Source organism: Salinibacter grassmerensis, from assembly GCF_947077765.1.
GTDB classification, from domain to species: domain Bacteria; phylum Bacteroidota; class Rhodothermia; order Rhodothermales; family Salinibacteraceae; genus Salinibacter; species Salinibacter grassmerensis.
On the sequence record NZ_CAMTTF010000005.1, the window covers coordinates 102269 to 115705 of the forward strand.

The 13437-nt window shown below is 67.1% G+C and carries 12 protein-coding genes; 9 read left to right on the top strand and 3 right to left on the bottom strand.

Translation table 11 applies throughout. The features are described from left to right. The first annotated feature begins 24 nt into the window (after nt 1-24). On the top strand, nt 25-447 hold the full coding sequence (locus tag OJB03_RS11900; RefSeq protein WP_263787730.1) for a hypothetical protein: 423 nt from the start codon (nt 25-27) through the stop codon (nt 445-447). Nucleotides 448-604: 157 nt separating this feature from the next. Here OJB03_RS11900 and OJB03_RS11905 read toward each other — a convergent pair whose 3' ends face one another. Further along, complete coding sequence (locus OJB03_RS11905; RefSeq protein WP_263787732.1) at nt 605-2497, bottom strand: TonB-dependent receptor plug domain-containing protein; 1893 nt, start codon at nt 2495-2497, stop codon at nt 605-607. 240 nt (nt 2498-2737) lie between these two features. Between OJB03_RS11905 and OJB03_RS11910 the strand changes: the two genes are divergently transcribed. The 3 genes from OJB03_RS11910 to OJB03_RS11920 all read left to right on the top strand — a co-directional run bounded on the left by OJB03_RS11910 (nt 2738) and on the right by OJB03_RS11920 (nt 6650). After that, nucleotides 2738-3079: a rhodanese-like domain-containing protein gene (locus tag OJB03_RS11910; protein ID WP_263787734.1), complete on the top strand. Its 342-nt coding sequence runs from the start codon at nt 2738-2740 to the stop codon at nt 3077-3079. A 244-nt stretch (nt 3080-3323) separates the two neighbouring features. After that, nucleotides 3324-5630, top strand: a complete 2307-nt coding sequence (locus OJB03_RS11915) for a TonB-dependent receptor (RefSeq protein ID WP_263787736.1) — start codon at nt 3324-3326, stop codon at nt 5628-5630. Between the two features lie 54 nt (nt 5631-5684). Then, nucleotides 5685-6650 carry a DUF4249 family protein gene (locus tag OJB03_RS11920; protein ID WP_263787738.1) on the top strand — a complete coding sequence of 322 codons (966 nt, stop codon included), beginning with the start codon at nt 5685-5687 and terminating at the stop codon, nt 6648-6650. Between the two features lie 37 nt (nt 6651-6687). Here OJB03_RS11920 and OJB03_RS11925 read toward each other — a convergent pair whose 3' ends face one another. Continuing rightward, entirely contained in the window at nt 6688-7509 is an 822-nt protein-coding gene (locus tag OJB03_RS11925; protein WP_263787740.1) for a hypothetical protein, read from the bottom strand. 480 nt (nt 7510-7989) lie between these two features. Here OJB03_RS11925 and fabF point away from each other — a divergent pair, with 480 nt between their 5' ends. The 5 genes from fabF (at nt 7990) to OJB03_RS11950 (ending at nt 12878) form a co-directional block, all read left to right on the top strand. Continuing rightward, nucleotides 7990-9255, top strand: coding sequence for a beta-ketoacyl-ACP synthase II (gene fabF, locus OJB03_RS11930; protein ID WP_263787742.1), 1266 nt, complete (start codon nt 7990-7992; stop codon nt 9253-9255). A 69-nt stretch (nt 9256-9324) separates the two neighbouring features. After that, the gene (locus OJB03_RS11935; protein WP_263787744.1) at nt 9325-9735 is read left to right on the top strand and encodes a hotdog fold thioesterase; all 411 of its coding nucleotides are present in this window, start codon (nt 9325-9327) and stop codon (nt 9733-9735) included. 36 nt (nt 9736-9771) lie between these two features. Then, nucleotides 9772-10722, top strand: a complete 951-nt coding sequence (locus OJB03_RS11940; RefSeq protein WP_263787745.1) for a ring-cleaving dioxygenase — start codon at nt 9772-9774, stop codon at nt 10720-10722. A gap of 42 nt (nt 10723-10764) precedes the next feature. Beyond that, nucleotides 10765-11421: an alpha/beta hydrolase gene (locus tag OJB03_RS11945; protein ID WP_263787747.1), complete on the top strand. Its 657-nt coding sequence runs from the start codon at nt 10765-10767 to the stop codon at nt 11419-11421. A 14-nt stretch (nt 11422-11435) separates the two neighbouring features. After that, on the top strand, nt 11436-12878 hold the full coding sequence (locus OJB03_RS11950) for a glycoside hydrolase family 13 protein (protein ID WP_263787749.1): 1443 nt from the start codon (nt 11436-11438) through the stop codon (nt 12876-12878). Between the two features lie 11 nt (nt 12879-12889). Here the strand turns inward: OJB03_RS11950 and OJB03_RS11955 are convergent, their stop codons facing one another. After that, nucleotides 12890-13342, bottom strand: coding sequence for a hypothetical protein (locus OJB03_RS11955; RefSeq protein ID WP_263787753.1), 453 nt, complete (start codon nt 13340-13342; stop codon nt 12890-12892). Nucleotides 13343-13437 lie beyond the last annotated feature (95 nt).

Genomic DNA, 13437 nt, shown 5'->3' on the forward strand with positions numbered 1-13437 from the left:
CCACTTTCTCCACGTCCCATACCCATGCACAATCTCCACGGCCCCGACCGACTGTTCGAGACCCGATACGGCGACGTCCTGAAGTGCGCATGCTGCGATCGCATCCAAATTACGTTCCGCGAGCACACGCTGCTGGTGGACGAGGACGAACTGGAAGTGCTGACCGACACGATCAAGCACGCCTGGGAAACCGTGCGCGACGCAGAAGGGCAGGATCGGTGGGAGCTCCAGGCCGGAACCGACGCCGGTCCCGTGTCCATCACGCTCGCCGAGCCGTCGCTCCGCACGCTCCACATCCTTCTTCAGGGCGCGTGGTCGATGTACTCGCTTCAGGAGCGGATGCGGGCCGTGGTGGGCGACGCGGACGACCGAGAGGCCCGCGACGTGCTGCACGACCACGTACCGCCCGCCTCGTCGCAGTGGGGCGGCCTTGGTGAGTCCTCGTAAGTCCGTTCGGCGTCCCATATCCCCTCTATGGCCGACAACGCCTTGCCCCAACGATTCGACGTGGGGCGCCCCTCTCTTCCTCGGCGCCACACTCGGCATACTCTTCCTCACCGAGCTGTAGGGCTTGACTTCGGCGGGTAGGCCGCCACGCGCTCTGTTACAGCGCCACCTCCGCCCCGACCAGGAGCGTACGGCCCGGCATCGGCGCGTCGAAGATCTCGCTGTACTGCCGGTCGAAGGCATTGCGGAGCTCGACGGACAGCGTGGTGCGGGCGCCGGAGAGGCGCGTGTTGTAGGCCAGGCGCCCGTGCACCAGCCCGTAGCGGTCGGTCGCCAGGGACGCATCGCGCAGTCGATTCTTCCACAGTCCCTGCAAGCCCAGCGTCACGGCCCCGGCCCGCACCGACGCACTGCCCTGCAGTTGGTGACGAGCCTCATTGAGGCCGTACTTGTAGGCGGAAGGCGGCTTCTGCCCGTCGAGGCTGGCGTCGAGGAGCGTGTAGGCCGCGTCGAGACTTACGCCCACGGCACCGAGGGCCCGGTCAAACGACAACTCGGTTTCGAGCCCTGTGGTGGTGGTACGGTCCAGATTTTGGGCCTCAAACACCGTTTCCGTCTCATTCCGGAGATAGTCGATGGCGTTGTCGGTCCTGCGGTGAAAGCCCGTCGCGGAAAGCGACAGATTCGCGGGCAGGCGCACGTCCACGCCTGCCTCCCCCGACCAGGCGGTCTCGGCCGTGAGGTCGGCGTTGCCCTGGTTGCTGGGCGAATCGATGAAGCGCTCCAGGAAGTTCGGGGCCCGCACCACGCGCCCCCCACCCGCACGGAGCGTCGTCGGCCCGAGGTTATAGGCCACGTACAACTGGGGGGTCGGCTCCGTCCCGTACGTGGGGTCGTAGTCGACGCGCGTGCTCTGGTTGATCGTGAGACGGGAGGTGGCACGCCAGCGCAGGCTCACAAAGGTCCCGACGGACTGGTCGCCGTGCACCCCGTCCCGGTTGCTGTCGACCCTGCGGAGGCCGGCGGAGGCGCCGCCGGTCACCCGGACGCTGCTCCACGTGCGCGACCCCTGTCCCTGCACCCGAAGGCGGCGACTGATGTGGGTATTGGCGCCCACATTGGGATTGTATGTATACCGGTCGCGGTGCTGCTTGCCGAAGAGTTGGATCTGCCAGGGCGTGTTGCCCTCCCCGGCACTTGCCAGACGGCTCTGCACCCAGAACGTCGAGGTTGCCTCTCGGGCTCGGTCCGTGGAAAAGTCCGAGTAGAAGTGGTATCCCCCAAATTCGCGGTCGTCCACCCCGGCTCGGGTGTAGAGCGTTGCGCCCTCAAGGTCCCGTGACACAGCGGCCGTAGCCGTCCGTCGCTCGAAATCCGTCTGTACCGTGCTCGAGAGATTGCTTCCCTCTGGCGGCTGGTCCGCCGACACACTTCGGCCGTCGCTTCCCTGTACCGAGGCCGCGGCGCTCACGGCCGTCTGGTCCCCTGCGGTGCGGGCCGCCGCCCCCATGTCGTAGAAATTGTTCTTTCCGTACCGGCTGTCAATCCGGGCCGTGGTTCCGTCCGCCTGCACATCCGTCCCGCGGAGGGCCGTCTTCGTGATGAGATGGACCACCCCGCCCAGGGCATCGGGGCCGTAGAGGGCCGTCGCCGGGCCGTGAAGCACCTCTACACGGGCAATTTCTGAGAGGGGCACCGGCAGGTCCATCAAAAAGTGGCCCGTGTACGGATCGTTGATGCGCGCTCCGTCCAGCAGCAGAAGGACGCCGTTGAACGTGGAGCCCCGCATCGTGAGGTCGCTCTGCACGCCAAAGCCGCCCCGACTCTTCACGTCCAGCCCCGCCGCGACGTTGAGCAGCTGGTCCACGCTGTTGACGGACAGGGACTGGATGTCTTGCTGCGTGTACACGCTCACGCGGCGCCCCGTCTCCTGCGCCGCCGAGGCCATGCGGGAGGCCGTCACCACGACGCTGTCGGCCATCTGCACCCGGAACGCCACGTCGGACGTGTCTTGGGCCCGGGCGGGCGTGACCACCAATAGAACAAGCAAGCACGGAAGAAGCAGTCGAGAAGGACGCATGTCAGGGACGGAGATGAATGCAACGATGAACCGGCGGCGATCAACGACTGCACTGAGGGGCAGATCCGCCTCCCTTCCAGAGACTTTTTGAAGACGTGTAACGCCTCGCCTCCCTGCGGCGACGGAGGATCCTGCGCCGGACGCCGCCGATTTCGGAGTGTTACCCATAGACACGTCCTCCTCGCTGCTCTATCCCGTTCCTCCGTCGACTTGCCCGAGTCACTGAAAACTGTTTCCGCTGATGACCTCGAGGACACGCTCGAAAGCGAGCACCCGCCGGTTCTCATCACCACCCTGCCGCGGGAGGCCCACGTGGCGAAGCACATTCCAGGCTCCGTCAACGTTCCGGTTGACGACATCGAACAGGTGGAGACGCTCGTGCCCGACAGGGACGCGCCCGTCGTGGTGTACTGCGCCAATGCGGAGTGTGACGTCTCCCCCAAGGCCGCCCGGGCCCTTGAAGAGAAGGGCTACAAAAACGTGATCGACTTTGAGGACGGCCACGCTGGATGGCGGCGGGCGGGCTATCCGCTGGTCGGCGAGAAGAGCTAGCCGCACATGCGGCGATATCAAAACCACTACGGGCGGGGCGACCGCCCACCAACGCGCCCCATTCGCCGTTCAAGCCAGCCCGGTCGCCGGAACGGGGAGTTGCGGACCGCTTTTTCCAACGTGATTCTACGAGCACGCGACGCCGCTATCGCCCTGCGTGGGCAATTCGTTCCCCACCGCCGCACCACGTGCCTGAGTGATCTGTTGGGGAGGGTCGCACACTCCGTCCAGATCTCTTATCCGTATGCGTCACGTTCGCGCCGTCGCTCTCCTCGGCCTCTGTGCCGTCGTCTTGAGCCTCTCGGGGCCCCCCGCGCTTGGGCAGGAGCGTGCCAGTCTCAACGGATACGTGCGCGACGCGGAGACAGGGGAGACTCTGCTTCAGGCCAACGTCGTTGTGGAGGGCACCAGCCGGGGCGTCGCCACCAACAACGACGGGTACTACACGCTCCGGGCCCTCCCGCCCGGCCCGCAGACGATCGTGGTTTCCTACCTCGGCTATCAGACCCACACGGAGACGGTCACCTTGGGGGCCGGCGAGACAAAGCGCCTCGACGTAGAGCTCGCGCCCGCCGATCTGCAGACGGAGGAGGTCGTCGTGACCGGCGAACAGGACGACGCCAGTGAGCAGCGCATGGGGCTCGACAAGCTCCCCATCGCGACGATCACCGAACTCCCCTCCGTCCTGACGCCGGACCTCTTCCGCTCTCTCGCGCTGCTGCCGGGCGTCACCACGGCCTCGGACTACTCCAGCAACCTGTACATCCGGGGCGGCGGGCCGGCCCAGACCCTCATCCAGCTCGACCGCACGACCGTCTACAACCCGACCCACTTCTTCGGGTTCTTTTCCACCTTCAACCCCGACGCCATCAAGGACGTGCAGCTTTACAAGGGCACCTATCCGGCCGAGTACGGGGGGCGACTGGGGAGCGTCGTCGACATTTACAACAAGGACGGAAATCGGCGCGAGACCACCGGGGGGCTTAGCCTGAGCACGCTGGCGACCCGGGGCTATATCGAAGGGCCCTACGGCGGACGCGACGACGACCCGGCGGGCTCCTACATGGTGGCCGTGCGCCGCTCCACGCTCGAACCGTTGCTCGCGGCGCTGGACGACGTGGACGGGCTCCCCGACACCTTCTACTTCTACGACGTGAACGCGAAGGCCACCTACGACGCAGGGCCCAATGACGACCTCTCGCTGGCCGTGTACGGCGGGCAGGACCAGCTCCTTCTTCGGCCCGGCGACGGGCAGGAGTTCGACGTGGGCTACGGCAACCGAACCCTCAGCGCCGACTGGACCCACCTCTTCTCTGATCAGCTGTTCTCGACGCTCACGGTCGCGGGCTCCCGCTACGAGAGCACGCCGGTGTTTGAGCTCGGCGGGACCCGCTTCACCCAGACGAACGAAGTCAGCGACGCGTCACTGAAGGCGGGCGTGGAATACGTCCCGGGCGACCAGCACACCGTGGAGGCCGGGCTGCACGCCAGTCGCCTCACGTTCCAGTTGCGGAGCACGTTCGACGGGAACGAAACCTTCAACCAGCGCCTGCAGGGCGAGCAGGCGGCCCTCTACTTGAAGGACACCTACACCCCGGCCTCGGACTGGACGATCCGGGGCGGACTGAGGGCGACCTACTTTTCGGAGGGGACCTACCTGCGGCTCGCCCCGCGGCTCTCGGTCAAGCACGACCTCACATCGTCGGTGCAGCTGCAGGCCGCCTACGGCCGCTACCACCAGTTTCTTACGCTGGAGACGAGTCAGCTCTTCACGGCCTTCGACTCCTGGCTCATGACCGACGAGGGCCTGCTCCCCTCCTACGGAGACCAGTTTGCCCTGGGCGTCAACGCCCAGTTGGGGGACGCGTGGCGCCTCGAGGTCGAGGGCTACGCCCGCACCATGCGGGACCTGTTCGAGCTGGACCCCTTTCTGCCCGACGCGGCGGGCGTGCCGTACGCCGATCGCTTTCAGGTAGGCGACGGGCGCGCCTACGGCACAGAGGTGCTCATCCGGCGTCCAGAGGGCCGCCTAAACGGGTTTCTGAGCTACACCCTCAGCCGCACCGAGCGGCGCTTCCCAAACGTCAACCCGTCCGAAGCGGGCACACCGCAGTACTACCCGCCCAACTTCGACCGCACGCACGAGCTCACGCTCGCCCTCAATTACCACTTCACCGACCAGTGGCGGGCGTCCGGCACCTTCAACTACGCCACCGGCCAGGCCTACACGCAGCCCAAGCAACGCTACGAGCTGGTGAACAGTCCCTTCTCGTTCAGCCCGGGCGTGGGAGGAGCCCAGAACGTGCTCGTGAGTCCCTTCAACAACGCACGCCTGCCCCCTTACCACCGGCTTGACGTGGGCGTGGCCCGGACCGGGCAATTTTTCGGGATTGCCGAGTACGAACTGCAGTTGCAGGCCATCAACGCCTATGGGCGGCGCAACGTCTGGTTTTACCAGTTCGAGAACGAGTCGGACGGCACGCTCGACCGATCCGTGACGCCCCAAATTCCCATTCCGGTGCCGAATGTCTCGTTCTCCCTCACGTTCTGACCCGGCGCGGCGTGTCTCGCCCCCTGCGTGCCCCCCAACTACTTCTCTGCATCCATGCGCCGTCTGGTTCTTCTTCTCTTGCCCCTGCTCTTCACGGCTGGGCTCGTCGGCTGCGACACCACCACCGCCCCCACCCCCGAGACACAGGTCGTCGTGGAGGCCTATCTACAGGGCGGCGCGTCCATGCCCCCGGTCCGCCTCACCCGCAGTGTCGGCACGAACGAAGCCTACGTGGCCTCCGAGACGGCTGTGAGGGGGGCAACCGTGGAGGTGCGCCGCCTGAGCGACGGGGGGACGCCCACCGAAACAGTCGGCTTCAGCGAGCGAGAGCCGGGCATATACCGGCCCGACGCCGCGTCGCGAGTGCGCCCCCGCACGACCTACGAGCTGTCCGTGACCACGGACGAGGCGACCCTGACCGCCACCACCACCGTACCGGACACGATCTCGATCGTGGATGCCAAGAATACGACGGCAGTGCACGGGGACACCACCCGGCAGCCCGCCTTCACGATCACCCCGCCGGAAAGTGACCGCGAGCAGCAGGCTGTGCTCGTGATCACCTCCACTTCTCTGGCCGACTTCGGGCGGCCGGAGTCTCAGTTGCGCCGGGGACTGACGCCGTTCTACGCAGACCTCTACGACTCAGACGAGGACAGCATCCGCACCTACCGCACCACCTCTTCGGGGGTGCGGAACGAGGCGAACTTCACCCGCGACGCGAACGGGCGGATTACCACGGCCCTCCCATGGATCTCTGTGGCCTTCTACGGCCCGAACGAGATCGGCGTCCACGTCATTGACGACAACCTGTTCAACCTCATCCGCTCCCAGCAGGCCCAGTCGCCGGGCGGGCCGGGCGGCGGGCTCGGCCCCGGGGAGATTCCGAATGTCATTGAGGACGTGGAGGGCGGCACCGGCGTCTTTGCCAGCTACGTGAAGGCCACCCGGGACGTCACGATCCAGTGTCCGCCTTCGCTTACCCCGGACGAATGCCCGGCCTTCGCGGCGTTTCCGTAGCCGATCGTCCCCAACGACGGCCTCGGGGCCGTTGGGGCTATGCCTCGGACGGACGCCCCGACCCCACCTGCGCCTGTCGCCGCTCTCCAATGTACCCTCCCACGAGGGACGCGACGAGGCCAATGACGAGAACGAGGGCCATGCGCCCGTAAGAGAGAATGTTGGCGCCGCCAAGTGCGACGACGAAGACGTCGATCAGGAGGACGAGCGTGATGAGGCCCGCGACGGCCGCCTCGTACGATGTGTCCCCCGGCGAGCGGAACGCGCAGACGTATCCGGTGGCCTCCAGCCCCAAAAAGACGACAAGCAGCATCACCCAGGCGTAGGGCGCGTCAATGGCAGCCGCCGGATTTCCGAAGAGGCCGAAGACCCAAATCACGAAGTTCACCAGGAATAGGCTCACGGCGAATCCGAGGATGGTTCCGGCCATGACCCAGTCCCAGGACAGCGCCGCGGACTCCGATTCGGCGTAGGTCCGCTGCAGCGTCTCTCCGGCCCATGCTCCCCCGAACGTGAGGACGAGCCCGTTGAGGAAAGCGACGACCATCGTGTACGTGAAGGCCCCGTCACTCACGAGGGAATCGAACGCCTGCAGGCCGAGCGCCGAAATGATAAAGTAGGCCGCGACGGCCACCAGTACCGCCGCCAGGGCCGGCTCCAGCACCGTCTCGCCCTCACTCAGGGCCCCATAGGTCGCCCCCGCGAGGATAAAGCCGGAGATCATGGCGAGCAAGGGGAAAGTGGGGGCCCCAAACGCATTTCCGGTCATCCAGGTAAAGAGCACGACGAAGACCACGCCAGTGAGGAAGGACCCCACGATGGCCCGGGGATCAAAGCGAAAGGCAGAACGAGTAGACATTACGTATCGGGATTCAACTCGTGAGGAGTCGGGTAAGAGAGCATGCGGAGGCGGGAGCAATCACTGGGCCCAACCGGCGCTCCGTCACCCCCCAATATAAGAATACGAAGCTCAGAAGAAAGCCGGCCGAGCGCCTGCAGATCAGCCGGTTCAACGGGTGCCGCTCTCTTCGCCTATCCGCCCTGAGACCCCCAATTCACTTGGTTAAATCCGCATGACCCCATCGGAACCCCTTGTTTCGGAGCAGGTGGGACGATACACTACACAGTTCCGAGGAAAAAGTGATGCCTGAAGAGCAAAGGCACTGTTCTGGGTACGTCGACATGCGTTTCCTGGAGGGCGGGGGGAGCCGCCCCCGTCACGGTCTTTTCCCCACGCACGGTCTCGTCTCCACGAGCGTCGGCCCTGCCCGTAGCCCCCCGCAGGGCATCGTCACGCTCGCGCCTCCCTGCACTGACTACCGACCAGCCTGCCTGCTTCATGGATTCTACCGCTCCCTCTCACCGCGTCGTCGTTACCGGCCTCGGGGCCCTCACGCCCCTCGGCCACTCCGTCGATGAGTTCTGGGACGGCCTGCGGGCCGGCAAGAGCGGGGCGGGCCCCATTACCAAGTTCGACGCGTCGGACGTCCGCACCAAAATCGCGTGCGAAATTGCGGGCTTCGACCCCACCGATTATATGAGCGCGAAGCTGGCCGAGCGCCAGGACCCGTTCAGTCAGTACGCCCTGGCCGTTGCCCAGCAGGCCTTCGACGACGCGGACCTCGACACCGATGCCCTCGACCCGGAGACACGAGACGACATTGGGGTCATCTTCGGCACGGGCGTGGGCGGCAGCAACCTATTCGTCGACTCGGTGCTCGACCTCGACGAGAACGGGGCGCGGCACATCTCTCCCTTCTTCGTGCCCATGATGATCAGCAACATGGCCGCCGGCCTGGTCGCCATGGAGCATACGCTGCGCGGCCCCAACCACTGCGTCGTGAGCGCGTGCGCCACCGGCAACGACGCCATTACCGACGGGCTCCTGCTTCTGCGCCAGGGTCACGCCCGCGCCATGCTCGTGGGCGGCACGGAGGCTTCGATCAATGAGCTCTGCGTGGGGGGCTTCGCCTCGATGCGGGCCCTGTCGACCCGAAACGACGAGCCCACGAAGGCGAGCCGCCCGTTCGACGCGGACCGGGACGGATTCGTGCCCGCCGAGGGCGCCGGCGCCCTCATGCTCGAGACGCTGGAGCACGCCCGCGAACGCGATGCTCCCATTTACGCCGAGGTGGCGGGCGTGGGCAAATCGAACGACGCCCACCACTACGCCGCCCCCGACCCGGACGGACGAGGGGCCGCCCTGGCCATGGACAAGGCGCTCGACGACGCCGGCCTGGCCCCGACCGACGTGCAGCACATCAACATGCACGCCACCTCCACCCCCGTCGGCGACGTAATCGAATCGGACGCCGTGAAGCAGGTATTTGGCGATCACGCCCACAACCTCAACCTGTCCGCCACCAAGAGCATGACCGGCCACATGCTCGGCGCCGCCGGCACGGCCGAGGCCATTGCGTCAATCCTCGCGATCCGCGACGGGCAGGTGCCCCCGACAATCAACCACGAGACGCCGGGCGAGGACTGCGACCTCAACTACACCCCCAACGAGGCCGTGGAACGCGACGTCTCGGCGGCCCTCACCAACGCCTTCGGCTTCGGCGGCCACAACACCACCATTGCACTCACGGCGTTTGAGGACTGACCGTCGGCCGCCCCCGTCGTCCTTGCCGTGACGAGCTTGCCTTCTGTGCCCAGCGGGCGCGATCCATCAATGTCCTCCCTACCCGATTCCCTCGGCGGCGTCGCCGACCTGCTCGACATCACGGTCGAGACGGCCACTGCTGAGCGCGTCGTTGCGACCATGCCGGTGACGCCCGATCATCATCAGCCCTTCGGGCTGCTGCACGGAGGGGTGAGCGTGGTCCTGGCCGAGACGGCGGCCAGCCTCGGGGGCTTCCTGGCAACGCCGGATGGACAGGGAGCCGCGGGCCTCGAGGTGAACGCCAATCACATGCGCCCCGTGCGGGATGGGACGCTGACGGCCACGGCCACCCCGCTCCACACCGGGCCCACCACACAGGTGTGGGCGGTCAAGATTCGAGATGCAGACGATCAACTCGTGTGTGCGAGCCGTTGCACCCTGGCCATCGTTGACCAGACGGATGCCCCCTCGGTGGCGTGAGGGACCGAACTCACTTTGCCTCGACGCCTCTTCCCGATGCCCGACGCTTCCCTCTCCGGCGTTCACCACATCACGGCCCTATCCGGCGACGCGCAGGACAACCTCGACTTCTACGCGGGCGTGCTCGGCCTGCGCCGGGTCAAGACAACCGTCAACTTCGACGACCCGACCACACACCACCTCTACTACGGCGACGCCTCGGGGCGCCCCGGGACCACGCTGACCTTCTTTCCCTGGCCGCAGGCCACAAGTGGACGGGGCGGGGCGGGCATGGTGCGCACCGTGGCGTTTGCCGTACCCGAAGACACCCTGGCCGACTGGCGCGACCACCTCGGCGCGCACGGCATTGAGCCGGAGATGAAGACCCGCCTCGACGAACGCCGCCTCCACTTTTCGGACCCGAGTGGGCTATCACTGGCATTGGTGGGCACCGACGCCGCCGAGGACGCCACGCCCTGGACCGACGGCCCCGTGCCCGCGGGCCTCGCGATTCGGGGCCTCCACGCACCCGCCCTGCCCGTCTTTCGCGACGACCGGACCCCGGAGCTCTTCACAGACGTATTCGGCTGGACCCGGGCGGGCACGGACGGCGACGTCGTGCGCCTCGAGGGGCCCGGGACGGGCGTCGGCACCGCGGTGGACCTGCTCGTGCGCGACCGCCACCCGTCCGGCCGCATGGGCCGGGGCACGGTGCACCACATCGCCTTTCGGGCACCGGATGAGGAGGCCCAGCGGGCGTGGCAGTCTCGCCTGCGGGAGCACGGCCTCCAGGTGACCGACGTGAAGGACCGCCACTACTTCCGCTCCGTCTACTTCCGCGACCCGGACCGGACATCGGGCCTCCTTTTTGAGATCGCCACGGACGGGCCCGGATTCCTCGTCGACGAGAGCGAGGCGGAGCTCGGCCAGTCCCTCGTGCTGCCGGAGCACCTTGAGCCCCGCCGTGCCGACCTGGAGAGCGCCCTCCCGACGCTCACCGCCCCTTGACCCGCCCGGATTCCTCGTCCCCATTTGCCTTCCATCTCTTCCATGAGCACCGACGTCATCCACCAGGACCAGCCCGTGCACACCGGCGGGGCCGCGCTCGATGACGCCCAGGCGGGGCTCGTGCTCCTGCACGGGCGCGGCGCCTCCGCCCAGGGCATGCTGCAGCTCGCCGACGACCTTGACGTGCCGGACGTCGCCCACCTTGCCCCTCAGGCCCGGATGCGCTCGTGGTACCCCCAGTCGTTCATGGCCCCCCGCGACCAGAACGAGCCGGAACTCGCGTCGGCCCTGGAGACCATCGGCGACGTGCTTGGGCAGCTACAGGACGTGGGAATCGGTCCCGAGCGCACCGTCCTGCTCGGGTTCTCGCAGGGCGCCTGTCTCGCCACCACGTACGTCGCCCAAACCCCGCAGCGGTACGGCGGCGTCGTGGGGCTCAGTGGCGGCCTCATCGGCCCCGAAGGCGCCTCGTTCGACTACGCGGGCTCCCTCGATACGACCCCCGTCTTTCTGGGCTGCAGCGACCAGGATCCCTATATCCCTCGGGAGCGCGTGGTGGTGACCGCCGATGTGCTGCGGGCCCTCAACGCGGACGTCACCACCCGCATCTACGAGGGGCTGGGCCACACCACCAACGACGACGAGCAGCAGCACGTCCGGTCCCTTCTCCGCCGCTGTATCGACTCAAGCACGGCGTAGTCTCTCGATAGCGCATGACGACTCCCGACTGGGCCAAGCACGCCGTCTTCTATCAGATCTTCCCCGACCGCTTCGCCCGGAGCGGTGAGGTGGAGGCGCAGGACGCGGTACGGCTGAAGCCGTGGGGCACGCCGCCCGAGGAGCAGGGGGTCCAGGGCGGGGACCTGTACGGGGTCATCGACCGGCTCGACTACCTCGACGCCCTGGGCGTAACGGCCCTCTACCTCACTCCCATCTTCGCCTCGGCGGCCAACCACCGCTACCACACCTACGACTACTACGAGGTGGATCCCCTGCTGGGCGGCACCGAGGCCCTGCGTGCACTGCTCGACGCGGCCCACACCCGAGGCATGCGGGTCGTCCTGGACGGCGTCTTCAACCACGCGAGTCGCGGCTTCTGGCCCTTTCACCATGTCCTCGAGAACGGGCCCGACTCGCCCTACGTGGACTGGTTCAAGATCAAGGACTGGCCCCTCCGCCCCTACGCCTCCGATCAGCCTCACAACTACGCTGCCTGGTACGGCATTCCCGCCCTGCCCGAGTTCAACACCGACCATCCACCGGTGCAGAACTTTCTCCTCGACGTGGCCCGCCATTGGATCGAGTTCGGGATCGATGGGTGGCGCCTCGACGTGCCCCGCGAGATTGAGACGGACGGCTTCTGGGAAGCCTTCCGCACGGTCACAAAGGACGCCGATCCAGAGGCCTACCTCGTGGGCGAAATCTGGGACGAGGCCCCGTCCTGGCTCCAGGGCAACCGGTTCGACGGCCTCATGAACTACCCGCTGCTCGACGTCACCCTCAGCTTTTTCGGGGCCGGATCGCTGCGCGACTACTCGAAGGCCCATCTCACGTTCGACCCAATCGACGCCCCGGCCCTCGCCGACGAACTGGACCGGCTTCTGGCGCTCTACAGGTGGGAGGCCACCTGTGCCCAACTCAACCTGCTCGACAGCCACGACATGGCCCGGGCGCAGTGGATTCTGAACAACAACACCGCCGCGTTCCGCCAGGCCGTCCTCTTTCTCATGACGATGCCGGGCACACCCTGCATCTACTACGGCGACGAAATCGGGCTCTCGGCGGCTGGGGATCCGCACTGCCGCGAGGCGTTTCCGCGCGACGAAGCAGATTGGGACACGGACCTGCTCTCGTTCTACCGGTCGGCCACTGCCCTGCGCCACCGCCACGAGGTGCTGCGCACGGGTCGCGTCGAGGTCCTACATGCCAGCGGGCGGACGCTCGTGCTTCGACGAACGCTGGGCGACGCAACGGCCCTCATCGCCTTCAACGCCGGCCCGGATGCGGCGCAGGTCGTCCTTGAGACTGCCGCCCTGCCCACAGGGCCCCTTTCGGCCGCCTGGCCGCCGTCCGCCGATGCACCGCTCTCGGCGTCCTCATCCCCCCTGGCCCTCTCTCTCCCGCCCCGCGGAACGCGCGTATGGACGACGGACTGACCCCGCCGTCGCTACTGCCGCGGAGGGGACTGGTCCTGGGACACGTCCGTCCCGGGCTGTTCGCTGTCGGGCAACGTCCCGTCGGGAAGTAGGTGAGCGACGGCCTGAACCAGATTGGCCCGCGTGAAGGGATGCCGGAGGGCCGCGTCGGACCATTCGGGGGATGGACGCGTCACCCACAGCTTCAGCGTCGCGGGCGCCTCGGACCCCTGCAGTTCTGCCCGAAGCGCCTCCCGTGCCGCGCTGCCGGGTAGCCCCCCGGCAACAAGGGCCCGCGGGGAGCGGCGACGGAGGTGCATCGTCCCCTCCGCCGCGGTCGATGCCGTGACGACCCGACATCGCTCCCGCAGGCTCGTCTGCAGGAACAGGCGGCGATTGGCGCTCCGGTCCACGACGAGCACCAAGGGCCGAGTCCGCAGTCCGGACGGCGGCTCTACGAGTGGGGGAAGAAGTCCTGCGTTCATTGTGCCAGGCCTGGCGTGTCATGATCAATCCGTGGCTCACGGCCGACCTTTCGGGACCGCGTTGTGCGTCGAAACGCAACAGTCGTGCGGAGACG

What these genes read in the sequence shown, in the direction of transcription:
- fabF (WP_263787742.1), top strand. Translation starts at nt 7,990, where the DNA reads ATGGATTCTACCGCTCCCTCTCACCGCGTCGTCGTTACCGGCCTCGGG.
- OJB03_RS11915 (WP_263787736.1), top strand. Translation starts at nt 3,324, where the DNA reads ATGCGTCACGTTCGCGCCGTCGCTCTCCTCGGCCTCTGTGCCGTCGTC.
- OJB03_RS11945 (WP_263787747.1), top strand. Translation starts at nt 10,765, where the DNA reads ATGAGCACCGACGTCATCCACCAGGACCAGCCCGTGCACACCGGCGGG.
- OJB03_RS11900 (WP_263787730.1), top strand. Translation starts at nt 25, where the DNA reads ATGCACAATCTCCACGGCCCCGACCGACTGTTCGAGACCCGATACGGC.
- OJB03_RS11955 (WP_263787753.1), bottom strand. Translation starts at nt 13,342, where the DNA reads ATGAACGCAGGACTTCTTCCCCCACTCGTAGAGCCGCCGTCCGGACTG.
- OJB03_RS11920 (WP_263787738.1), top strand. Translation starts at nt 5,685, where the DNA reads ATGCGCCGTCTGGTTCTTCTTCTCTTGCCCCTGCTCTTCACGGCTGGG.
- OJB03_RS11940 (WP_263787745.1), top strand. Translation starts at nt 9,772, where the DNA reads ATGCCCGACGCTTCCCTCTCCGGCGTTCACCACATCACGGCCCTATCC.
- OJB03_RS11925 (WP_263787740.1), bottom strand. Translation starts at nt 7,509, where the DNA reads ATGTCTACTCGTTCTGCCTTTCGCTTTGATCCCCGGGCCATCGTGGGG.
- OJB03_RS11950 (WP_263787749.1), top strand. Translation starts at nt 11,436, where the DNA reads ATGACGACTCCCGACTGGGCCAAGCACGCCGTCTTCTATCAGATCTTC.
- OJB03_RS11935 (WP_263787744.1), top strand. Translation starts at nt 9,325, where the DNA reads ATGTCCTCCCTACCCGATTCCCTCGGCGGCGTCGCCGACCTGCTCGAC.